The organism is Ureibacillus endophyticus (assembly GCF_024159215.1).
GTDB lineage: Bacteria > Bacillota > Bacilli > Bacillales_A > Planococcaceae > Ureibacillus > Ureibacillus endophyticus.
The window spans coordinates 1,833,937-1,856,164 of the sequence record NZ_JAMYWW010000001.1; the positions used below are offsets into that span (position 1 = coordinate 1,833,937).

Annotated in this window: 21 protein-coding genes; 1 reads left to right on the forward strand and 20 read right to left on the reverse strand. The window is 32.2% G+C overall.

Going from position 1 to position 22,228, the window contains the following annotated elements; genetic code table 11:
* Nucleotides 1–13: 13 nt before the first annotated feature.
* The 9 genes from NKR20_RS08910 to NKR20_RS08950 all read right to left on the reverse strand — a co-directional run bounded on the left by NKR20_RS08910 (nucleotide 14) and on the right by NKR20_RS08950 (nucleotide 7,796).
* Nucleotides 14–568 (reverse strand): TlpA family protein disulfide reductase, encoded by a 555-nt coding sequence (locus NKR20_RS08910; protein ID WP_253425522.1) that lies wholly within the window; start codon nucleotides 566–568, stop codon nucleotides 14–16.
* Nucleotides 532–1,218: an ABC transporter ATP-binding protein gene (locus NKR20_RS08915; RefSeq protein WP_253425525.1), complete on the reverse strand. Its 687-nt coding sequence runs from the start codon at nucleotides 1,216–1,218 to the stop codon at nucleotides 532–534. Before NKR20_RS08915 ends, NKR20_RS08910 begins: the two co-directional genes overlap by 37 nt.
* Nucleotides 1,215–2,027 carry an ABC transporter permease gene (locus NKR20_RS08920; protein WP_253425528.1) on the reverse strand — a complete coding sequence of 271 codons (813 nt, stop codon included), beginning with the start codon at nucleotides 2,025–2,027 and terminating at the stop codon, nucleotides 1,215–1,217. Before NKR20_RS08920 ends, NKR20_RS08915 begins: the two co-directional genes overlap by 4 nt.
* Entirely contained in the window at nucleotides 2,024–2,482 is a 459-nt protein-coding gene (locus tag NKR20_RS08925; RefSeq protein ID WP_253425531.1) for a nitrous oxide reductase accessory protein NosL, read from the reverse strand. Before NKR20_RS08925 ends, NKR20_RS08920 begins: the two co-directional genes overlap by 4 nt.
* Nucleotides 2,479–3,810, reverse strand: a complete 1,332-nt coding sequence (locus tag NKR20_RS08930; RefSeq protein ID WP_253425534.1) for a right-handed parallel beta-helix repeat-containing protein — start codon at nucleotides 3,808–3,810, stop codon at nucleotides 2,479–2,481. Before NKR20_RS08930 ends, NKR20_RS08925 begins: the two co-directional genes overlap by 4 nt.
* 30 nt (nucleotides 3,811–3,840) lie before the next feature.
* Nucleotides 3,841–4,479 carry a nitrous oxide reductase accessory protein NosL gene (locus NKR20_RS08935; RefSeq protein ID WP_253425537.1) on the reverse strand — a complete coding sequence of 213 codons (639 nt, stop codon included), beginning with the start codon at nucleotides 4,477–4,479 and terminating at the stop codon, nucleotides 3,841–3,843.
* A gap of 308 nt (nucleotides 4,480–4,787) precedes the next feature.
* On the reverse strand, nucleotides 4,788–5,987 hold the full coding sequence (norA, locus tag NKR20_RS08940) for a multidrug efflux MFS transporter NorA (protein ID WP_253425540.1): 1,200 nt from the start codon (nucleotides 5,985–5,987) through the stop codon (nucleotides 4,788–4,790).
* A gap of 78 nt (nucleotides 5,988–6,065) precedes the next feature.
* The gene (locus NKR20_RS08945) at nucleotides 6,066–6,893 is read right to left on the reverse strand and encodes a MerR family transcriptional regulator (protein ID WP_253425542.1); all 828 of its coding nucleotides are present in this window, start codon (nucleotides 6,891–6,893) and stop codon (nucleotides 6,066–6,068) included.
* Nucleotides 6,894–6,926: 33 nt separating this feature from the next.
* A complete protein-coding gene (locus NKR20_RS08950; RefSeq protein ID WP_253425546.1) occupies nucleotides 6,927–7,796 on the reverse strand; it encodes a LysR family transcriptional regulator in 870 nt (289 codons plus the stop codon).
* Between the two features lie 124 nt (nucleotides 7,797–7,920).
* On the opposite strand from NKR20_RS08950, the gene NKR20_RS08955 reads away from it, so the two are divergent.
* Nucleotides 7,921–8,868 carry a DMT family transporter gene (locus tag NKR20_RS08955; RefSeq protein WP_253425549.1) on the forward strand — a complete coding sequence of 316 codons (948 nt, stop codon included), beginning with the start codon at nucleotides 7,921–7,923 and terminating at the stop codon, nucleotides 8,866–8,868.
* A gap of 180 nt (nucleotides 8,869–9,048) precedes the next feature.
* Here NKR20_RS08955 and NKR20_RS08960 read toward each other — a convergent pair whose 3' ends face one another.
* The 11 genes from NKR20_RS08960 to NKR20_RS09010 form a co-directional block, all read right to left on the reverse strand.
* On the reverse strand, nucleotides 9,049–9,834 hold the full coding sequence (locus NKR20_RS08960) for a M15 family metallopeptidase (protein WP_253425552.1): 786 nt from the start codon (nucleotides 9,832–9,834) through the stop codon (nucleotides 9,049–9,051).
* Nucleotides 9,835–10,276: 442 nt separating this feature from the next.
* Nucleotides 10,277–11,098 (reverse strand): hypothetical protein, encoded by an 822-nt coding sequence (locus NKR20_RS08965; RefSeq protein ID WP_253425555.1) that lies wholly within the window; start codon nucleotides 11,096–11,098, stop codon nucleotides 10,277–10,279.
* Between the two features lie 16 nt (nucleotides 11,099–11,114).
* Nucleotides 11,115–11,369, reverse strand: coding sequence for a hypothetical protein (locus tag NKR20_RS08970; RefSeq protein ID WP_253425558.1), 255 nt, complete (start codon nucleotides 11,367–11,369; stop codon nucleotides 11,115–11,117).
* Nucleotides 11,370–11,658: 289 nt separating this feature from the next.
* Nucleotides 11,659–12,495 (reverse strand): hypothetical protein, encoded by an 837-nt coding sequence (locus NKR20_RS08975; RefSeq protein WP_253425560.1) that lies wholly within the window; start codon nucleotides 12,493–12,495, stop codon nucleotides 11,659–11,661.
* A gap of 760 nt (nucleotides 12,496–13,255) precedes the next feature.
* Nucleotides 13,256–15,976 carry a DEAD/DEAH box helicase family protein gene (locus NKR20_RS08980; protein ID WP_253425563.1) on the reverse strand — a complete coding sequence of 907 codons (2,721 nt, stop codon included), beginning with the start codon at nucleotides 15,974–15,976 and terminating at the stop codon, nucleotides 13,256–13,258.
* Between the two features lie 2 nt (nucleotides 15,977–15,978).
* On the reverse strand, nucleotides 15,979–18,057 hold the full coding sequence (locus NKR20_RS08985) for a site-specific DNA-methyltransferase (RefSeq protein WP_253425566.1): 2,079 nt from the start codon (nucleotides 18,055–18,057) through the stop codon (nucleotides 15,979–15,981).
* 347 nt (nucleotides 18,058–18,404) lie between these two features.
* A complete protein-coding gene (locus tag NKR20_RS08990; RefSeq protein ID WP_253425568.1) occupies nucleotides 18,405–18,899 on the reverse strand; it encodes a hypothetical protein in 495 nt (164 codons plus the stop codon).
* Nucleotides 18,886–19,797, reverse strand: a complete 912-nt coding sequence (locus NKR20_RS08995; RefSeq protein WP_253425571.1) for a DUF6731 family protein — start codon at nucleotides 19,795–19,797, stop codon at nucleotides 18,886–18,888. The genes NKR20_RS08990 and NKR20_RS08995 overlap by 14 nt, the downstream gene beginning before the upstream one ends.
* Nucleotides 19,798–20,043: 246 nt before the next feature.
* Nucleotides 20,044–20,310: a hypothetical protein gene (locus NKR20_RS09000; protein ID WP_253425574.1), complete on the reverse strand. Its 267-nt coding sequence runs from the start codon at nucleotides 20,308–20,310 to the stop codon at nucleotides 20,044–20,046.
* Between the two features lie 90 nt (nucleotides 20,311–20,400).
* Complete coding sequence (locus NKR20_RS09005) at nucleotides 20,401–21,048, reverse strand: GIY-YIG nuclease family protein (RefSeq protein ID WP_253425622.1); 648 nt, start codon at nucleotides 21,046–21,048, stop codon at nucleotides 20,401–20,403.
* 146 nt (nucleotides 21,049–21,194) lie between these two features.
* Nucleotides 21,195–21,920 carry a hypothetical protein gene (locus NKR20_RS09010; RefSeq protein WP_253425672.1) on the reverse strand — a complete coding sequence of 242 codons (726 nt, stop codon included), beginning with the start codon at nucleotides 21,918–21,920 and terminating at the stop codon, nucleotides 21,195–21,197.
* Nucleotides 21,921–22,228: the final 308 nt, after the last annotated feature.

Genomic DNA, 22,228 nt, shown 5'->3' on the forward strand with positions numbered 1-22,228 from the left:
GAAATTTACAAAGTTAACTTTCGATAATTGGTTGTATTAGTTTCTCAAGATAATCTGTATCAAGGGGACCCGCAATTTCATGTATAATTTCACCATTCCTATTTAAAATGATCGTCGTTGGAATTGTGAATGCTCCGTACATGGTACTTACATCACCAGTTTGGTCTAGTAGTATTGGGAACGTTAAACCGAAATGGTCTACAAATTGTTGAACATCTGCTTTACTATCTTTTTTTGTCAAATTCATACCTAAAATTTCAACCTCTTCTTGATGTTTATCATAAAATGCTTGAAGATGTGGTGCTTCAATTTTACACGGTTTACACCAAGATGCCCAAAAATTGATAATGACTACCTTCCCTTTTTCAGATGATAAAGTACGTTCTTCCCCGTTTAAAGTTGGCAATGAAAAATCGGTTGCTTGCATAGTTCGTGCCTTTTCAATAGACTCTACTTTTTGTGAAGTGTCCATAAATTCAAGAATTATATAAACAATTGCAGTTAACAACAACAAAGGAATTACCCATTTCTTCATTGTTGAACCTTTTGTCTCGTCATTTGTAGCCATAACTGTTCAAGAGTAGTACAATTATTTCCTTGTAATAATTGATGAATCTCACCAGTTGCTAATATACGGCCATGATGGATCAAAATCACTTGATCGGCAATTTCTTCAGCTAAACTTAATAAATGCGTAGAAAAAAGAATAATTTGGTTATTGGCACGTTCTTCTTTTAATACCGATTTTAAATGGGCAATCCAATAAGGATCTAATCCATTTGTCGGCTCATCTAAAATAAACAGTTCACTTTCTCCCATTAAACTTTGCGCAAAATTTAAACGTTGACGCATTCCTTTCGAAAACTGACCAATTTTCATTGTTTTCGCATCTTGTAAGCCTACTTTATTTAAAAGCTCGCTTTGCTTTAACAAAGGTACTTTTTTCAGCTCACCTAAAAATCTTATTATTTCTTCTGCAGTTAACGTATCTGGAAAATCGATATCATCTGGCATATATCTTACATCTGAAGTTGCACGTATAATTTTACCGCTATCCGGTTTTATTAAATTAATTAAAATATTGATTATCGTACTTTTCCCTGCCCCATTTGAACCTACTAATGCGGTAATTCGTCCTGGTTTTAACTCAAAACTAACATCATAAATACCACGACCATTTTTAAAGGCTTTGGTTACTTGTTGAAGTTGAACTGTCATCCTCTTTTCCCTCTTATCGTTAGTATTATTTTAGCTCCTAGTAATGAAAACACGATCCACATCAGCGATACGAAAAGGAAAAATAAAAAACCAACGAACGAAGTGTAGAACTTGGATACTCCGTAAAATGCAGGTCCCAATACAGCGGTTTGTTTCGAAAAGACAAAATATCCGTAACGAATCCATTCTAACGGATTCATATGAATTGATAATATGACAATTTTTTGTAATACATGTTCCGCTGTGATCGTTCCAATAGCCATCACGATATAATTCCATACTAACGTCACAACCGACCAAACACCTAAGCCAAGTGCTAAAGCATGTAATCTACTTTTAGCAATACTTCCAACGAATATACTAAGCGCATTAAAAATAAAGATAATGATAGCGGTAATTCCGATTGCAAATAACGGTAGATTAATCCCGCCGAAAAAACTACCTACAAAAAAAGCAATAGTCACGACAAATAGAAAAATCCCTGAAAAAACTAAACAAAATGCAATATATTTAGTCAGCACATAGTTTCCCATGTTTAAAGGATAGGTACGTAACAATCCTAACCATCCTGATTCTTTATCACTTGCAATATTCATGCTGCCGATTGTAAGCATAAATAATGGAAGTAAAAATAGTAAAATATTTAGTAAAGAAGCTGTTTGTCGCGTGAATCCTGTAGTATCGGGCATGGCTAAATGTTGAATCATTAAAATGGCTGTGAACACAATTGCAAATAGTATTGTCACAATTTGAATCCATCGGCTACGTAAAAGTTGTTTATATTCTAGTAATATCATTTGCGTACTCATTCGTGTTCGTGTACTCCCCAATTAAAGGTTAACAAGTTTTCGTAAGGTACGATTTTACCAGGATTTTCTTTCATATATTCTTTTGCCTCTTGTTCACTAGCAAAAGCTAATACCCCATAGTTCATTGGGGTCCAATAATCTGCTGAATACACATAGCTAGCGTCTTTAATATCTAACCAATTGCTTGAATTCATATCACGAATATAAGCTGCACCGATCTCTTGTTCGCCGTTTTGTTTAATATATTCCATCAAACAACCTAAATCATCAAAAACCACAATGTCGTTATTTTTTAACACTACTTGAGCAGCATAATCGATACTTGTCACACTCATATTACAAATATGGCATACATCTGTTTCTGGATTAATCTCTCGCGGTTTATAAGCCTTATCTCCACAAGCAGTTAAAAGGAAAACAAACAACAATAGGCATAACCATTTCCAAAGTTTCATCTCAATTTTCTCCTTGCAAATAAAATTGTCATTAATACAACCAAACTGCACCCTAACTGCCAAGCATTTATTGAAATATCTTGGCTTGTATTTTTCTTCATGACAACTGGTGATTCATCAATTTGGATTGCAGTATCACCATCTGTCACTTCGGTATCCATTAAATTTAAAATCACGACGCTCGGTGACTCAATAAAATATTGATATACTGGTTTTCGCACCATCCATTGACCAAATGAGTTTGTCGCTATATATTTCGTATCACCGATGCCATCACCATCATAATCTTTACCTGCGTAGTCATCATAAAAATTGTGATGTAATTGTACTCCTTTTCGGTCTGTCCGCATCGTCAAAATATTTCCGAAAAATTGATTATCTACTAGTTGTAGCGTCTCTGATTTTTTTGCTTGAATGGCGGTTCCATTTGTAGAAAACTCATTATTTGAAACTTCCATATTCCGTGTATTTTCGATCGACATTGCAACGGTATTTTCACTTAATACATTTTCATGAAAATCGACATCTTCATCATCGTACAAATATACACCTAAACTATTCAGAGTATTATTTTTCGTAATTTGGTTTTCATAGATTGATACATTGTTAGCAACCATAATCATTAAACCCGTCATGTTCGACTCTAATTTATTTGTGGTTATTTCCACGTTATCGCTATACATTAAATGAACAGCATAACGCCCTTCTTTAATAGAATTGTGTTTGAGAGTTATATTATCAACTTGTTCTAAATAAAAACCATCCATTACACGCCAAATATCACAATTTGCTGCTTGAACACCCTTTGATTTATATATGGCAATGGCATGACCTTTTGTTGAAAAGTGTCCTTCTTCTCCTGTAATATCCACATTCTCAAGAGTAATCCCTGAACTATTTGTCAGTTGTATTCCGGCTTTCCTTTGTTCCACCTGAATATTTTTTAACAGGAGCGAATCTACTTCTTCTCCAATTATGGCGATATTTTCAGCTTGAATCATTAAATCTTCAATGACGACATTATTCGCATTGGAAATAGTGATAGCTGAATCCAAGGAAACAATTTTCGTATCCTTACTGCCTTTAATCGTTATTGGCTTTGATATGATAACGGTTCCTCGATATGTACGCCCTTCTAAAAGTAAAGTACCCCCAGGTTCTGTAGCATCAATTAATTTTTGTAAAGTATTTTTTTCACCTGTTTGAACATAAGGCTTCGCTTTAGGTATGGGCGACTCTTGGTGATGGGTATGTGCAAACACTTGGAATGGCATCATTAGTAATGCACAGCACATACTAATCAATGCAATTCTAATTATTTTTATCATTGGCATAACCTACTCATGATGATTTTCAGATCAGTTGTTTTCTCCCATTTTCATATCCATTTGATTCCCTTCACTTGAATGGCTATGTGCTTTTTTATTTTTATGACGCTCAATTGCCTCTTCACGTACCTGTGCGATTGGTGATATCTTCGCTTTGTTATGTTCCTTCACGTAAGCCTTTGCATCTTCTGAAGTTTTAAAATAGATATAGCCCCAGTTCATCGGTGATCTTAAATTTGTCTTTACAATGATAGCATCCTCAACATTTAACCAATTCAATGTATTAAAATCACGTACAAATTTCTCATTTTTAACTTGGTTTACATATTCATCATTTAATAAACAACCGATGTCATCATAAAAAACAACAGATCCATCAGGTTTAATGGCTTGCGCAGAAAATACACCCATCTGATGCTCTTTTGTATATACTTTCATATTACACATAGAACAATGCGTATCTTCTGTTGGCTCTGATAAACGATTGTCCAATTTTATAATATTTGTCTTTGTCGCATTGTCATTAACTTGTTGTTCTGTTTCAACTTTACTTATTTTTTGTTCTTGTGTTTGCATCGATTCAGCTGAGTGTTCTGCTTGTTTCGATTCCTCACTTCCACAAGCGTATAATGCTAATACAATTGGAATTGATAGTATTACTTTTTTCATATAATAATCCTCCAAAAATTCAATAAATTTCATCATTAAATCTATCAATAAGTTGTGAAATCCTAATGAAGGATGTTTGACAATTTAATTGAAAAATGTAAGTTGAATTTTATACCGATAACCTTTACATCTATATACAAAATAGTATTTCCGTACAATAACCTTTAGTATCTCCCCAAATGAATACCTTTAAACATAATTTCCCTTTCTTAGATGAAACAGTTCCCTTTTCCAAATACTCACAAAATACATACTTTTTCAGTAAAATAAAAAATCTGTAGCCAAGTGTCTTGACTACAGATACCTAATTAGAAAGTCGTTTCTTTCTGATAGTTTATTAGTTTTTTCGCTGATGGATCTTTCCATATCATCGCAATCGCTAATCCGACGATAATGACAACCGTACTGAAATAAAACGGATAGTCTATATCAACATCAAATAGGAATCCTCCGATAATTGGACCCATTACATTTGCAAGTGATGTGAAGAATGAGTTCATTCCACCGACAAAGCCTTGCTCGTTTCCTGCTATGCGGGAAAGATACGTCGATACTGCTGGACGAATTAGATCAAAGCCAATAAATATCGTAAACATCACGATCATAATCATCCAATAGGAACTTACCATAGTCGATGCCATAACAAGTGCCGCTGAGAAAATTAAACTAATTTGAATTAATTTAATTTCTCCCAAACTCTTCATCAGACGGTCAAATACAACGATTTGAAATATTGCTCCGACAATCGCTCCCCCTGTGATGGCAATGGCGATGTCACCTGGTGTAAAGGCAAACTTGTGATCTGCAAATAGTGCAAAAAATGACTCGAAGGCTGCTAAACCAAGGGAAGAGACAAATATAACGATAAAGGCAATAAGGAATTTCGGCATGAGTATTTTACCTAAACTCGTCTTGCCGACTGTATCTGTATCCTGCTCCTGCTCCTCTGCACGTTCTGGTTCTTTTAACAGAACTTGTGATAAAATGGCTGCCACCACGCCAAGGACACCAGCTGCAAAGAATGGCACACGCGTTCCGATATCTGCTAAAAAGCCACCAATACCAGGTCCAATAATGAACCCCGTACTAATTGCTGCTGACATAAAACCGAGTGCTTTTGGTCGTGTTTCAATCGTTGAAATATCTACTATAAATGCCGTTACTGCTGGCATAATGAAAGCGGCACTAACCCCACCTAAAATACGAGAAATAAATAATACTTCGATTGTTTTCCCTAATCCAAATAAGAATTCAGAAAAACCAAATATGAACAATCCAAGCACAATCATAATTTTTCTTCCAAAACGGTCAGTCGCCTTCCCTGCATAAGGCGAAACGACTAATTGTGTTAACGCAAACGCTGCTGTTAAATAGCCTACCACTTTCCCACTAATGGATAACTCATTCATAATCGTTGGTAGAACTGGAATGACAAGACCAATTCCTAAAAACGCTATAAATAAATTCATCAGTAACAAAGCGAGCGTCACTTTTTGTTTCTTTTCCATATGGAAAAACCTCTACTTTCTGATTTACGTTACAACAAAGGATAAACCCTACAGCAACTGTAGGGTCAAGGAAAAGTTTTAACTAATTTTTACTTTTAGTTCCACGATGAATTGTGTTGGTTCTGTCGATGAGTAATTCATCGGCATAAATACATCATATACAGGCGATAATGGTTCTTTTACTACATCGAATAACTTTTTATATGCTTGAAAATACTGTTCATCATTTTCGTATTTAAATGCAATATTGGCATACTTTCCTTCAGACATAATCAGTATTTGTTCGTCATCATGGATCAATTCCACATAACGTTCTGTCAATAAAGGTGTAAACAGATAATCATAATAAATTTCGTCGATGGTTTGATAGTCTTTCATCTCGTATATCGCACCATATTTTCTACTAATAATTGTCCCTTCTCGCTCGACCATTTTTGTGAGGGAACTAATATATTCATTCGGTATATTTTCGATATTTAGGTTTTCTGTTTTCAGGGCAATCAAACGTTGGGAGGGTATCGTTGTTTCATACACTTCATTGTATGTTGGTATGTTAATTTGTTCAGCAATCATCTCTTTAGTTTTTAATAACGTTTGTTGTACCTCCAGCATACGTTGCACCTTTTGTTCAACAATTTGCTCTTGTTCAGATAAAAAGTCGAGTAATTCTGTTAGAGTTAACGACTGTGCGTATTTAATACTTTCAAGCGGTGTGCCAATATACTTTAACGATTTAATTAAATCCAGTTGATAAATTTGTGAGTCACTATAATAGCGATAATTGGTCTTTGGATCAACATACGCGGGCTTGAATAAATCAATTTGATCATAGTAATGCAATGTTCGCACCGGTAAATTGACGATTTTTGATAGTTCACTCACCGTTAAATAATTTTTCTTCATCATAATATCCCCACTTCATATGCATGATGCTTTCCCCTACTCCCCTAACCATGTTTTCAGGTAATGAATAAACTTCTTCGTTGCCGGCGCGAGGGTTTTAAAAGACGTCGCAGCAATTCCAATAGTACGGTAATTTTCTCCCTCTATCTTTAACGCTCGAACCTTTGTCGGGATCCGATGCAACACCATTTCAGGAAGAATACTAATGCCCATCCCGTTTTCCACCATAGAAATCATCGCTTGGTCATCGGTCAGTTCAAATTTTATATTTGGAGTAATTTTATGTTCCTTCAAAATCCGGTTCAGATCGTTGTCACTCCCCTTTTTCGGCTTAATCAAAGGTTCCTCTTTAATGTTTTCAAAACTGATTTCATCTTGTTTAGCAAGGGGGTGTTCAGCAGAAAGAATACAAAGCATTCTGTCCTTTTTTAAAGGGATTGCCTCAAGATGTTTGGATGTTGGAAGTGACACAAAACCAAAATCCACTAACCCCGTTGTGATCCAACGTTCGATGTCATCATAATCCCCTTCCAGCAGTTTGATTTCAATTAAAGGATGATTTTCATTAAAAACTTTCATAATTTCAGGTAACCAGTGAATGGACACACTTGAAAAGGTTCCAATCCGCACTGTCCCAATTTCCAGCCCATTGATATTTGCGATTTCTTGCGCCATTTCTTCATTCCACTTCAGAATTTCACGAATGTATTTTAAAACACGCTCCCCATTACTCGTTAATTGGATTCCTGAGCGTCCTCGATTTAGGATTGTAAAATTCCATTCAGATTCAAGGCTCGTAATGGCATGACTTACCGCAGACTGACTTAACCCTAGTACTTCCCCTGCTCTCGTAATGCTCCCCAATTCCACAACAGTACTAAAAATCTCATATTTTACAAGTGACAAAGTGACCACTCCTTATACATGAATTCTTTTCATGTTAACATTTAAAAACATTCATTTTTCTTATGCTGATTTTACAATTATACTTGAAATTGTTCAAACTGTATAAGAATGGGTGATGAAATACATGAAGGGGATTTTTTCTAGAAAAACCAATCTATTTGGTTCCGACACGCAATTACAAGCGAATTTCATGATGTTAATTGTAACGATGTTTTGGGGTTCATCGTATTTGTTTATGAAAATGGGACTTGATTCGATACAAGAGTTTAATATGGTTGCATTACGTTTTGGCATCGCCTTTATCTTAGCTGGGGCAGTCTTTTATAAACGAATAATGCAAATCAATTTAAAAACATTATTTTATGCGGTTATTCTAGGCACATTGTTATTTTTAGTCATGTCGGCTGTGACATTCGGATTAAAGTATACAACGGTTTCAAATGCTGGGTTCTTATTTAGTCTTTCTGTTGTATTTGTTCCAATGTTATTAGCGATTTTTTTCAAAGTAAAGCCAGAAAAAAAGGTGATTTTCGGTGTTGGAATCGCAGTTATAGGAATTGCCCTACTAACACTCAATCACGAATTAAGCATAAACACTGGGGATTATATTATTATTTTAGGTGCACTAAGTTACGCATTACAAATCATTTTCACTGATAAATTTACAAAAAATGTAGATTCTATCACTCTTGGAATTTTACAATTAGGTGTTGCAGCGGTTTGGGGTCTAATCTTCACCTTCCTTTTCGAACAGCCACAACTTCCAAGTAATTCTGAAGCATGGGTTTCAATCATGGCATTAAGTGTGCTATGTAGTGCAATTGGTTTCATCGGGCAAGCGGTCGCGCAAAAACATACAACACCAACCCACACTGGATTGATTTTTTCATTAGAACCTGTATTTGCCGCGCTATTTGCATTTATGTTCATTGGCGAAATCCTGCCAGCAAAAGGATATGTAGGGGCAGTTCTGATTTTACTTGGGGTGTTGATTGCTCAGTTTAAATTTAAGAAGCAGATTTTTGGGAAAAAGTTCAATCAATCGGTTGAGGGGTCTAAGATAATGCATTAAAGGTGACGTCTGAAATTCATTTGAGACGTCACCTTTGCGACTGTCGCTTACGCTTTCGTCACAGATAAATTGTGAGAGGATGGTGGCATTTTAATGCGACCACCGTAGGAGCAAGACTGGCTAAGAATTATTTAATAATGTGCAAAAGGGGTTCCAATAATTTTTGGAACCCCTCTTTTTTTACTTCTCTACTGTTGTAACGATATAACCATTTTGATTGTCCCCTGATATGTCAAAATAATTGGTTTCGGGGTTCACTAATTCTTCCTCATACTGAATGAAATAATTTACACCATTTACCTCTTGGGAGTATTCTTTCTTTTGCTTTAATAATGTTATATATTCCTCTAAAGTAAGGTCCTTTTCCTTCATGATGATGCTGTGTGGTAAACCAACGTAACGGTAATGCCAAGGTTCAAATGAAATACCAGTAATATGAATTTTATGTGCAGGATATCGCAAAATAAAGCCGAACTCTGCTGCATGTTCCGCTAGCCATGCCGCTTCAGTTGCAGTATCCATTGTCCCTTGGGTTGAACCAATATCTACAGCCAGTCCTGTCTGATGCTCACTAAATCCTGCAGGTTGTGCATAGTCACTCCCATTTTCCTCATATAATTGTGCTTGTAATTGTTCGTCTCGATAAGCACTATTTATTCTGAAATGATAGATTCCGTCAGATTCAGCTGCCTGAAACATTTGTCGTAAAGGTTCCAAGATGCCCTCTTCAATATAATAATCAGAGTCTATTAAAACATTATTGGCGAAATTCTTAGGAATTACGGTTAAGTTCGTTGGATCGTGTTGAAGTTTTGTATCCTTATTCACTACTATTAAATTTCCATTATGAATGGAATTGGAATTGACCTGTATCGAAAATTCATTCTCTATTGTTGATGATGAATCCTCATAAAAGAAGAAATAACTTGAGATTAATATAAAAGTTGATATGATAATTTTTTTCAAAATGCTCTCCCCTTTTCTAGTCAATACCTAGCATAAGGAGAAGAGTTTAAGAAAAGCATAGGGGAAATCTTAAGGTTTTCTTAAATTGTTTTGGTGAGTAACTTTAAAATGAGTAATTTATATTTTGATGAGTTAAGGTTAGAACATCCTAATAGAAACCGCTCATGATAATAGACTTTTAAAACTAACTTTATGAATAGAGAATGCGGGAGTCGAACCCGCGTACAGAAACTCCAATACTCAAGCGTCTACGCGTGTAGTCTGCCTATTTACAATTCGCGAGTCCTTATGCCGACACTTAGAACGACAAGGGTTTACACGCTTTAAAGCCGCGCTCATTTCAACTATTTTATCCATTAGGGAGTATTACATATTTACGAACTTGGTTCAAAGACCTTTCTATTATAAATATATAATAAGCCATATCAAAAATAAAATTAAATTACTTTGAAACTTTCTTTAGTAGAAATATCATTACAAAAAACAAGACAAAATGAATACTAGAAAGCCATATTGCTTTATTATAAAGAGAGATTAGAACTATAGAAATAATGATTGAGACAATAACATATATCCAAGACGTTGCATTTTTTTTAATTTTATCTTCTTGAAAAAGACTACTTACAAGTATTACATAGAAAAAGAATATCATAAGATTTATTATCATTTGAATAAAGAAATACTTATTCCATGCAGATTCTACTGTTGTTAAAGCAAAATTCAAAAATCCCACAACCAAGATGAATAGTAATGAAATGAGTGTCATCATAGATGAGGTAAATACAGTATGAAATCTTGTCCTATATATATAACTCATAGTATCTATTATATTGTAACTATTCACAATAGCAATTGAGCTATCTTGATTATACTTTAATCCTTCTATTTCCAAATTTAATAGCTTTATTAATTCATTTATTTGAGCATTATCAATAGTAGTATTTATATTATGAAGTTTTTTCCCTAACTTATATGAAGCATACGGAAAAGCATCTATTATCTTTATTTTAAGCTGTTCAAAAGCTTCGCCTTCTTTTGATATATCTCTAAACTTTACTAACTCAAACTTTAATTCTAATAGACTCTTTAATGCCATATCTAATTGCTCTTTTTTTATTGCTGATTCATCAGCAATTCTATTTTTAAATTCTTTAAAAAGTAAGATTGCTATCAATAGTAATCCCAAATAAAATATTAAACTTAGCTTATCTTCACCAAACACACTATTAATTGTACTAATTAATGCCTCTGCTAATTTGTCCAAAAAAACTCACTCCATTTTACCAATCCATATTTATTTCTCTATCCCAAGCCTCCAAAGCATATTCTAAATACTGTTCTAATCTATCGTCTGATTCCAGTGCTTCATTATAAGTCTCAAAATCCATAGTTGTATATCTAATATCTAAAAAAAATTCAAATGAGGTTAATTTTCTTTCTCTCTTAGTTTTTTTAAAGTGTCTATAATAATAGACTGCACATATGAGTAGGATTACTGCTGATATTTGAAAGATGTTTTCTAACAGGCTAACCAAAAAACCAACTCCTCACATAATGAATACAATTTTAAATTTGCTTACTAATATCTATTTCAACAAAAAAAGACACTTATCCTTTTTAGGTTATTTTCTTTCACAATCAGACCCTATAATGGAAAAACGCATTCTCCTTATTGAAGATTCGCGCCCGATTGTGGAATATCATATTAGTCTATTGGATGTATGTTGTATAGCTTCCTTGATTGATCATATGGTCTAATTATAATAGGTGTAACCTAATTCCCACAGACAATTGTATTGACTGTTGTTGAAGATGAAGTATTAGTTAACTTTCATCTAATAGATTAATCCAAATACCACCACCGCTTACAGTAACATAATAGTTAATTTCGGTACCGTCAGTATTTTCAAAGCGGATGAAAGTATTACCATCCTGTTTTGCTGTCAAAGTGGCATGGTTGTCATCTGTCATCTCTATCATGACAACGGATTCATCCTCCATCGAGTAAGTCCAACTTCCCTCCTCAAGGAATATTTCCTCCGTCTTATCTGGTCCAGTAAAGAGACCAAAAACAATAAGTACCGCAGCTAAGACCGAAAGAGCCGCAATGCGATGCTTTTTCCTATCCAGTAAAACAAAAATAAAGAACATTGCTAGGCCAAGGGCAAATATAGCGCTGAGGAGATGATTCGGAAAATTTGTCATTGCAGCTCTGTAATAATCGACGCTAGCGTAAGCAAGATAACTTGTTGCCACGGACAAAACTAGAACGCTAAGCCAGTTTTTCTTTTTAAGTTGGAATGCTATCACAGCACCTGGTAGGGTCAGAAGTGTGATTTTAAACCAGTAATCATAGTAGCGGAATATCTCCCACCCTTGCGCGTAAAACGGCACCTCAATTAAATAGATTAGAGGCTGGCTAACAAGGAAGAACACGAAGCATTTAAGTGCTGCCTCCCACCACTTTTCGCAGTTCACAATAATGAATACAGCAAAAAGAATCCACCAATCAACATAAATAGCGATATCTTGAAATGAGGTATCTTTTAAAAATGACACCTGATTGATAAGTGCAGTATATACCGCTGTAATAACAGCTAAAAGAAATACTCTCGACCAAGTCATATTCAATTGACCGAAGTATTTTTTAAATTTATCCATGTTTTCTCCTCTATTCTAAAACCTATTGAAATCCCAAAAGGCTTGTATTTTTTTGGTTTATTAAACATTAAAAACTTTATTTTGTCCATATTTAGTTAGAAAATTATTAAGGGATTTAGATATTCACATTACACACAATGGGACTCTTTAAGTGAATAAAGGGCTGTTCCTTGTTACAGAATCTGGCCCTATAACGGAAAAAACGCGATCTTCTTATTGGAGAATCGCGCCAGATTGTGGAATAACATATGGACTTAAATAGCTCTGAAACACCTTTCAAACATTAATGTTATTGTATTGTTGATTTTTTAGAACATTTATAAACAGTGTCTACAAAGATCGAATGTCGCTTAAATAATCGTATCCTTCAGATGAAACATCCGGTTGTGTAAATGGCATAGTTAATTATAGTAACAAGACTCTGGCACTTTCATTTGAAGAAGGAGTTACAAATGCGAAATTTATTGGAATGGTTCGTAACCCAGATATTATTTTCTGTTGATAAAAACGATATGTTCTCTTACTTATATTAATCTAAGTAAATGCTAGTATTCTATCTATTTTAGACAAACTCCTATGAATACTTTTCATATTTGATTCCGCAAGCAATTCTAACATACATTTAACTATATTTTGTGGAATATCTAGCTCACTTGTATTGGAATTTTGAAGGATAGAGTGTTACAGATAGTATAAAAAGGTCTTTTCCTAATTGGAAAAGACCTTTAACGTTTTACTTAAATCAATTAACTATTATATTCTATAACTCTTGAACACTTAATCCTTTAAACTTTTTCCCTAATGTAATTTGACCTAACTGTTCTATTGATTTTCTCTCGTCATTCATTGTATAGAATTTCAAGCCTTTTATTTTCACACCCTGCACTTCATCTTCAAAGAAGATCTCAGCTTCATTATCATTAATATACATTAATAAATCTTCTTTCCATTGATCTTCTTCGAGTGATTTTCCTTTCGGCTCAATAAACACTTGTATTAAAAAGTCTGCATTTTGTAAGTATAAAATGAAGTCAGGTTGAAACCCTTCTAGATAAATATCTCTTATCTTCTCACCAAATTGATGAAGCTTTAGCTTATCATTCTTGGCCGATTCACGATGCATATTTTCATCCATACGTATTAAATAAACATCAGAATACTGCTCTTTTAATTCCTCAATTCTTTCTCCAATTCGGTCAATTAATTGCTTTTCAGTCTGATTGATAATTGCTGAATCATAAACAAAATATTCATCTTTAATTTCGTATCGCTTAATATGCTGAGGATTCGCCACTTGTAACAAGTTTGATGTATCATAATTAGGTATTCTTTTACGATAATTAATAATATAATCTTTAACTGGATAACCGATAAATTTTCCTGTTCCTCTTTTTTTGCTATATCCCTTTTTTATCTTCTGTGCAACTTCTGTAAGATATATTTCAATTATTTTTAATTTCTCTAATGGCATTAAATCTTTCTTTGACATTGAAATCGGCACAATTGCATAAATTGTTCGATTATATATATTTAGCCACCTTTCACCAAGAAAGTCTTCTCTGGATTTTAACTGTGGTAAATATTTTATTAAGTTTTCGAAATGGAAAAAAGTTAAGCGATTCATTGCTTTCATCAAATAGCGTTGATCAACTTCAATTGGAACATTGTGCGTATTCGAATAATCTCTAGATACAACATTATCCCTATACCCTAATTCTCGTGAAGAATAAATCCAAGAAATTACAATATCACTTTTATTATCAATACCATATTTATCTAACCCATCATAATATTCATCACTTATCGTAAGTGTCTGATTATAAAAAATCTTACCATACTTCCATACATCTGATTTAATAAAGCTTTTCTTTAATTTTATTTCGAGTAATGGATTTTTCGTATCAGTTCCTGTTGGTATATTCATTTCATTTAATGAGGCAACAAGATTTTTTAAATATTGTGGTTCATTAATTGTATGGTAGTGAATAGTTTCTAAAATCAGACTTTCATTACTATCATCATCAAAACGTCTAGTAAAACTTTTCTTCCCCTCAATACTAAATGGATTATATCTTGCACCACGACCAATTAATTGTGCTTCAGCCATAGTCGTCTTCTTATCACCTTTTGTTCCTTTTGAATCACTAATTCGAACAATATCATAGAGATTCAAAACATCCCAACCTTCAGTAAGTTTAGCTACTGCAAACACTACACGATAGAGATTAGTCGGACTTTCTAAACTGTTTAGAGCATCATATTGACCTTTTTCAAGCATTCCTGCACCACGATCACTGTCATTTGCGTTGATAATTCTACTCGGTGAAAACTCACGTTTTATTTCATGCACAATTTGATTCAATTGATTATCATTATTGCGATAATATTCATGTGCTAAAGCCAATGTTATACTATCTTGTTCAGTATCAACATGTTTCTGACGATTTAGAAACTCCCTTATTGAATCCGCAGTTAAAAATTCAACAAGATTATTAAATTTTTCATTCGCTTCATTAGATGCGTCTATTTTTTGTGATTTAAACATGATTACTGGCTTAATATAAGAACCAAATTTTTCAATTGCATATCTTCTTCTAAATTCACTTAATAAAATTACATTTAACATATTTTCTTCATCAGTATTGCTAGACTGAATTCGTTTTACATTTTTAGAAAATCTATTTTTTATAAATCGATCCAATGCATAACGATAAATTACTTTATCTTTGTACTTTTCATATACCTTATTATTTTCAAGGTCAACTGTCGCTGTAAATTCTAACAAACGATTGTCTTCTCTGGCATTCAAAATAATCGAAATGGCTTTCTCCCATGATTGTTCCAACTCTTTTTCAGATTTAGTCGAAGCAGAATAATGATGTGCTTCATCACCTAAAATAACTACTTTATTTCTAGCATAATCGTTTTTACCCATCGAATTTTCTTTTTGTGTAAAAATGTCTGTGGCAATACTTTGAACTGTTTCTAGTTTTAAATATATAGTATTTTTACTTTGATTTTTTGGAAAAGATTGTACTTGTTCGATGGTAATTCGATTACCATTAATCTCTATCTCTTGGTTATAAAGATATTTTCTTGATGTTTTTCTTGTTAGGTTTTCAATAGTCTTTTTTAAAACACTATTCGTATTCACTAAAAATAAAAAATTTTGATAATTATGTTCTTGATATAAATATAAAACTAATCCTGCCATCAAATCCGTTTTACCACTACCAGTTGCCATATTAAAAAGAACATGATTAATATTTCTAAAGCGGAATTGTTCATTTGTTTGTGAGTAGTGAAAGAATCTAAGAGCTTCTTCTTGGTAGTATCTGAATTTATGCACCATATTTCTGGATATGTACTCAGGACTTTCCCATTCAATTTGTTCATTTAACAAACTTTCATCTAGTTTTGTTAGCTCATTAAACAAAGGTAAAGGTAATTCTTTCTTAGCTTTTTTTTTTGCTACTGCCATTTTTATTCACCTCGCTTTTGGTAAAAACTCTTGTTAAATACATAATCACTTTTTGATAAAAGACTTCTTACAGCAGTGTCTTCTATTTCTGAATAATTGTAGTAAAGCTGATTTTTGTCAAGAATTTTAATTAACGTACGCTTTTGATTTTCAAGTTCCAAATTCCAAACTGTCTCTTTAATTTCATTTAAGTCAGCTCTAAAATCTAAATCAGCTGTTTCTAACATCAACTCAAAAATATTAGCTAATTCATTTTTATCCTTTGCACTAATAATTGATTTAATAAATCCGCTATTTTTTTCCATTAATTCTGCATAAATAAACGATCCTCCACCTTGCCATTCAACATCCTTGGATATTCCAGATTGCTCTCCATTAATAACATTTTTCATTCTTACTAAACAATCATCCTCACCATAATCTAATTGTTCAATTCCGACATATTGACGACCTAGTTTGTGTGCTACTGCTGCAGTTGTACCTGAACCTAAAAAGAAGTCCATGACTATATCATTTTCATCTGTTGCACATTCAATTATATCTTTTAGTAGTTTTTCAGGTTTTTTTCCATTATTAAGTATAACTTGTCCTTCTTTAGATAAATTTTTTGTTTCTTTAACATAATCCCAATATGTTCCTAATAAATCTTTTTTATAAATTACATCATCTTTTATATCCACCACATCTTTTAACCATGCTAATAATCTAAAATTGTCTCCTTTATAGAATTGCTCGTATACTTTGCCCTTATTTCTACCTGATTTTGGCGTATACTCTATTGAAAAGAACGATTGATTACTACCTATTTCTTTTACCTTTTCCATAACTCTTAATCTTATAGAACTTTGGGGCATTTGAGTTTGAAATATTTTATCAAGGTATTTATAATAAACTTCTTTTTCTGAAAGGTTTTCTTCTCTAGCAATTTGGGAAACTGATTTAAATACAGGATTTATTCTTTCATAGATTTTAATCTGATCACCATTGCCATCAACCGTTTCGCCTAAGTAATTCTTCTCACCATCATCAAAAAGAACGCTTGTATATTTCCAACTAATACCTACTTCTTTATAGTGGGCAAGTAATTCTGAAAGCTCAGTATATGAATAAAGACTTTTAAATGTTGGTAATTCTTCATAGTTTTTAGCGTAGATGTTTATGTACTCAACATTCTTTTTAAATCTTTTGTCTTCACCACCACCAGAAGCACCTGCAATATTTTTTAAATTTATAGCTATTGTATTTAAAAAGTTCTGTGAATCAAAAATTTCATCGCATAAAACTTTTAAATACGGTTGACTTTCATCGTTACTATGAATAAATATAACTCCCTCTTCACTTAACATCTCATAAGCTAATTCAAGTCTATTTTTCATAAAAGTTAGCCATGTAGACAATTTAAAGTTGCTATTGTATTTAAATGTATCTGTGGAAACATTCTTACGAAAATAATACGGAACATCAATGTATATTAGTTTTATTCTATTATTGTATTTACTCGCAATTGATGATAACGCAAGTAAATTATTCCCTCTAATTATTAAATTATCTTCATCTGTAAACTTATCAATGAATTCCTCACCATTTACACTGAATTTCTTAACATTGGCTAAAATTTTATTATCAAGGAGTACATCAATTTCTTCTTTTGCAATAACTTCATTTAAAAATGGTTCATTTGGTTTTAAATCATCTTGATCTGTATCTTCTTTAGACATACTAGCTTTTAGAATTGTATCTTTATATGGAAAATCTAAAACAACTTCGGTTGATTCATCAATAAACTTCCCCCCAGATGTCAAACCAATTTTTTTAGAGTATTTGGTATATGAATCTTCCCAATATTCATCAGATTCAAATACTTCAATTAGTTTATTAATTTGCAAAACAAAATTATTATTTATTTTTTTTGTAAAGTTTTCTATTACGGTACTATTTGACAATATTTCAGTTAATAAATCTTCATTATATGATTCTAAGTCTTGAATCACTTTAGATTTATTCATAACGCCATCAACTAAATATTTTTCTCCAAACTTTTCAAGTATTTCTCTAATTTCTTTATTTATTTTTGTTTCCATTTTATAGCTCCTTATAAAACAATTATTTATTAACTAAAAATTTTATATTTAAATGTATTGAATATAAAGTAAAACAATAAGTGTTTGTACCATCACGGATTGTATTCTTAGGTACTTTTTCCTTTTTATTATGATTATGCATTTTAATAGTTATACTTATAACAAGATTACGTTAATCCTACATCTAATGATAGCAAAAATGAAGCTCAATCTTTAGATTCAATAGCGTTTTTTAATCTAAATAGAAAATGTGTGAATGTTTAATCTAATATGATTTTCGACTACTACTTCATAAATATCATCTACACCAATTAATAAAATAAAAGCCACTACTCATTTGAGTGTGACTATTTAACATCTTTTAATATCGGTTTATAAACACTATCTTTTTTAATTTCAGTATTTTTAAAGAAAATTAAAAATGAGATTAACACAAATAAAAAGTTCATACTTACAAATAAGAGTGTAAAAAATACCCACAGGGAATTGATTAACTTTAAATGTTCTTTTAATATAGAGCTTCCTAAAATGACTCTAAACCCAATCGTTAAAAATACAGTAATGAATCCTGAAATTAGCGTGCTGAATACAATTATAGAAAATTCTTTCTTTTCCTCTTTATCACTCATTATAGTTCGTACAACTTTGGTATGAAAAATTGATGCTAAAACACTTAAACACGCTCCGTAAAAACCAAGACTAATACTTGCAAATAATAAAACTCCTTCAAGCCCCTTATCAAAGCCATTCAATTTATAAAAAGGAAAATAAATGTAAGTGAGTATCGATAATAAAAGTGAAACGCCAATGAATATAATCATCAATATATTAGACGTTTTCAACTATTCCACGCACCCTCCTAATAACGTTTTTTAATTCTCCGATATAAATTTCCTGCATTCTAATAAATACTGAAATTGGATTTAAGTGTCTATCCTCAATAAATTCAAATTCACATGAAGATTGTAATTTATAATCAAATAAATCGATTGCTTCCACAGGACTTTCTTCAGTTTGTCTTGATCTAATTCTTAATTTTTGCACTTCAACATCTTCACTGTACTCTTCCAAAAGTGATTTTGCATACTCTTCATTGATTACTGCACTTTTTTGGGGCTTAGAATTCAATATTATTTCAACATTATCTATACCTAAATCTTCCTGACGATTTGTTAAACGATTAATTATATCACTCGCTTTTGTACCAGTAACTTTAAAATGTATTTTTCTATATGCAGATTGTCTTAGTGCTCTATGTTTTATATTCTCATCTGAAATTACAGCTAAACTAAAGTCACCATTCATCATGTGAATTTGATTATCTAGGATTGTTCTCAAAACACTCTCAATACCTGTTGGGGATAGAGAATCCCTATTTCTTTGAATCATTAAAACATGATCTTCTGGATCATAAAGTACACTTACATCCAATCCAATATACTCATCATCTTCTAAATCAACTGCTGTTGATTCTCCGTGCAAAGTTGTTCGACTAGGTACTTGGTAATTTAAGCGTTCAAAAATAAGATGGTAAAGACCTGTTTCAGGATCAACACTCAAATCAGCTAATCTTGCTGGTTCGCCATTATACTCATAAACAATTTTGAACTCACCCTGCCCATTTTGATAATTTCTTCGAATTCTCTCAAGAACATCTGTCAAATCTAGAATGTTGTCTGTATCACCTATTTTGATAATTGGTTGAAAAAAATTAAATTTCACTATTTTTACTTTCGACACAAAAAACACCTTCTGTCCCATATATTTACTATTAATATTAAATATCTTGGTGCATTATGTCATTAACACAATTTTGATATACCTTCGACAGAAAGGACTATCAGTGTGTAAGTGAAACTATACTCGCCATTTGGCAGTATTAAAAAATTACTTTTAGATTAATTTCTTCTAGCAAAATGTCTTATTCTAATCAAAAAACTTATTATTCGTACCTGTTTTGAAAATAAAAAAAATGTAGCTTTTACACTACACATTTAAGTATAAATTGTTTTCAATTTTTCTAATAACCTTTGAGTTCTTTGACTTTATTAGGAAGTATTCACACTCTCCGCTGGTTAATTTGTGTAAAAAATCAATTTCTTTTATCGTTAGGATGTCTATCAATTTGATGACATCATTGCCAATCCTTCCACTAACAAAGCCTTCTAAAACTTTCAGAAAATAATCATCAAATTTTAATATGTACCGAGTGCCATTTTTCATTATTGCATACAAAGTATATTTTCCAAGCAATTGTAACCCCTCCTTTTACTAATAAACTAACATTTACAAATGTAAAATACTGTTAACAATTTGATAAACGACCAAAATAAATATTTGGGCTCATTCTATAAAATCAAAAATCGTTTTTGGAAGTTCGATATTTTTATATTCAGTTCTCAAGGTATCTAATCTTTTATGATAATACCTTGGATAAAGGTCAAGCATGATGAACTCAAGTTCTTCAAGGTGTAATTTATGTAAAGTATTCTTACCTTCCCTACTTTGAAAGTCTGCTTCGAAATGTTTCTCCACCTTTTTATAGAGATTGCTTAAAATAAAAGAACCATTTTTATTCTTTGTATTTACAGTTGAAAGGACATAAGCCATATGTTTAACCGCTTTTCTATAACGTTCTAAAAGTTTTTCAGAAGTTAATTCACGATGTTTATAACTTCGATTTGGATTGTAGCTAACTGAAGATAACACATCCCAACCATTTTCTATGTAAAATTCCTGGGCATCATGTTCAAATTTAAAAAAATCCTTCCTGGAATAGCCCTCGGCATCCATTTTCTTTAAAACTATAAATTTTGTCGCCTTGTTTAAATAAAGATGTATTCGTTTAGGATCATCCTTGTACTTTGGTATAGTCCTCAAATGTTCAATCCATCGAATGAGAAAATTTCGTTCTGTTTCACCTACATAAACCATATTAAGCTGTTTGTTTAAGATTGCATATATCCCTCTACTCAAAAGCTCATGTTTCATTAAAACACCTCATAAAAGTTTTAACTATCATTCATCTGAAGAATCAGCTTCAGTAATTGTCCTTTATTTCAACTATATATCCAGCTTCTCCATATAAACTCATTGAAATTGCTATGAAATCAGTGCATATATACTAGTTTAAATAACTATTTTATTCTTCCTGGCAATAACCATTCGGAGCCGAATAGTTCAATGTCTTTTAATAAGATTTCCTGATTATTTTCAATTATAAAATATCTTTCATATCCTTCTGTTGAATTGTAAACATACCTAATTTTTTCGCCATTTGAAGTTTCATATTCCAATTCCACCATATGTGTATAAGATAAATATTCATTTTCTCTTTGCAGGTAAATAAAAGGCAATGGGATAAACACTTCTACATTGTTCTCCATGATACCCAAATAGGCTTCTATTATTGAGTTTTCTCCATGCACATTATCCATAGTCACCTTTAATTTACAATCAAAAATACTACTAGTTTTACCTAAAACTTTAAGTTCATAAAAACTAAAGTACGGTAAATGTTTGTTATCTTCATAAAATTTTGTTGCTAATAATCTAGCATTTTCATGCATATTAACGTTAGCTAGTCTTGTTGGACCTTTGAATTCAAAGCAGGCAATAGTAGGTCTTGCATTAATTTTTTCTCTTTCTTCAAATTCCTCCTTCTGTTTTTTTATTTGATATCTTGCTGCAAAATAAGCACCAAATGCCCCAATTATCCCCCCCAACATCCCCAAAATACCACTTATAATCGTTGCTAGATTTTCACTTTTTACATCAAATGTTTGAACTATTAGTGCGTATAAAGATATTAGAAATATCACTACACAAATTAACAAAGTACTAGTTATAAATTTATTCAACATATATAAATCCCTCCCCATTAACAATAACCCATTAAGGAAAATAATGTCACTAATAGAATTTCGGTGAACTATTAGTAGTATGTGGGGGATGTGAGACAGGACAGAACTTTCATGTACCAAGGTATTCTTTTATCTAATTTTTTCGTTTTTCGTTGAATTGGTTGAGTTGCTGATTGTGGATTGATTTACAGACTTTTTGCACAATAGGATTTGAAGGATTATTCGTATAGTTTTGTTAGAAGGATTCTTGTTCCATTGTTGTGAGGTTTTGTAAGGCATTTTCAAACATTTTACAAATTAAAAGAAAT

Coding starts and splice junctions, on each gene's coding strand:
- NKR20_RS08915 (WP_253425525.1), bottom strand. CDS start 1,218: ATGACAGTTCAACTTCAACAAGTAACCAAAGCCTTTAAAAATGGTCGT.
- NKR20_RS08985 (WP_253425566.1), bottom strand. CDS start 18,057: ATGGAAACAAAAATAAATAAAGAAATTAGAGAAATACTTGAAAAGTTT.
- NKR20_RS08975 (WP_253425560.1), bottom strand. CDS start 12,495: ATGGATAAATTTAAAAAATACTTCGGTCAATTGAATATGACTTGGTCG.
- NKR20_RS09010 (WP_253425672.1), bottom strand. CDS start 21,920: ATGTTGAATAAATTTATAACTAGTACTTTGTTAATTTGTGTAGTGATA.
- NKR20_RS09005 (WP_253425622.1), bottom strand. CDS start 21,048: ATGAAACATGAGCTTTTGAGTAGAGGGATATATGCAATCTTAAACAAA.
- NKR20_RS08910 (WP_253425522.1), bottom strand. CDS start 568: ATGGCTACAAATGACGAGACAAAAGGTTCAACAATGAAGAAATGGGTA.
- NKR20_RS08945 (WP_253425542.1), bottom strand. CDS start 6,893: ATGATGAAGAAAAATTATTTAACGGTGAGTGAACTATCAAAAATCGTC.
- NKR20_RS08935 (WP_253425537.1), bottom strand. CDS start 4,479: ATGAAAAAAGTAATACTATCAATTCCAATTGTATTAGCATTATACGCT.
- NKR20_RS08955 (WP_253425549.1), top strand. CDS start 7,921: ATGAAGGGGATTTTTTCTAGAAAAACCAATCTATTTGGTTCCGACACG.
- NKR20_RS08980 (WP_253425563.1), bottom strand. CDS start 15,976: ATGGCAGTAGCAAAAAAAAAAGCTAAGAAAGAATTACCTTTACCTTTG.
- NKR20_RS08930 (WP_253425534.1), bottom strand. CDS start 3,810: ATGATAAAAATAATTAGAATTGCATTGATTAGTATGTGCTGTGCATTA.
- NKR20_RS08925 (WP_253425531.1), bottom strand. CDS start 2,482: ATGAAACTTTGGAAATGGTTATGCCTATTGTTGTTTGTTTTCCTTTTA.
- norA (WP_253425540.1), bottom strand. CDS start 5,987: ATGGAAAAGAAACAAAAAGTGACGCTCGCTTTGTTACTGATGAATTTA.
- NKR20_RS08920 (WP_253425528.1), bottom strand. CDS start 2,027: ATGAGTACGCAAATGATATTACTAGAATATAAACAACTTTTACGTAGC.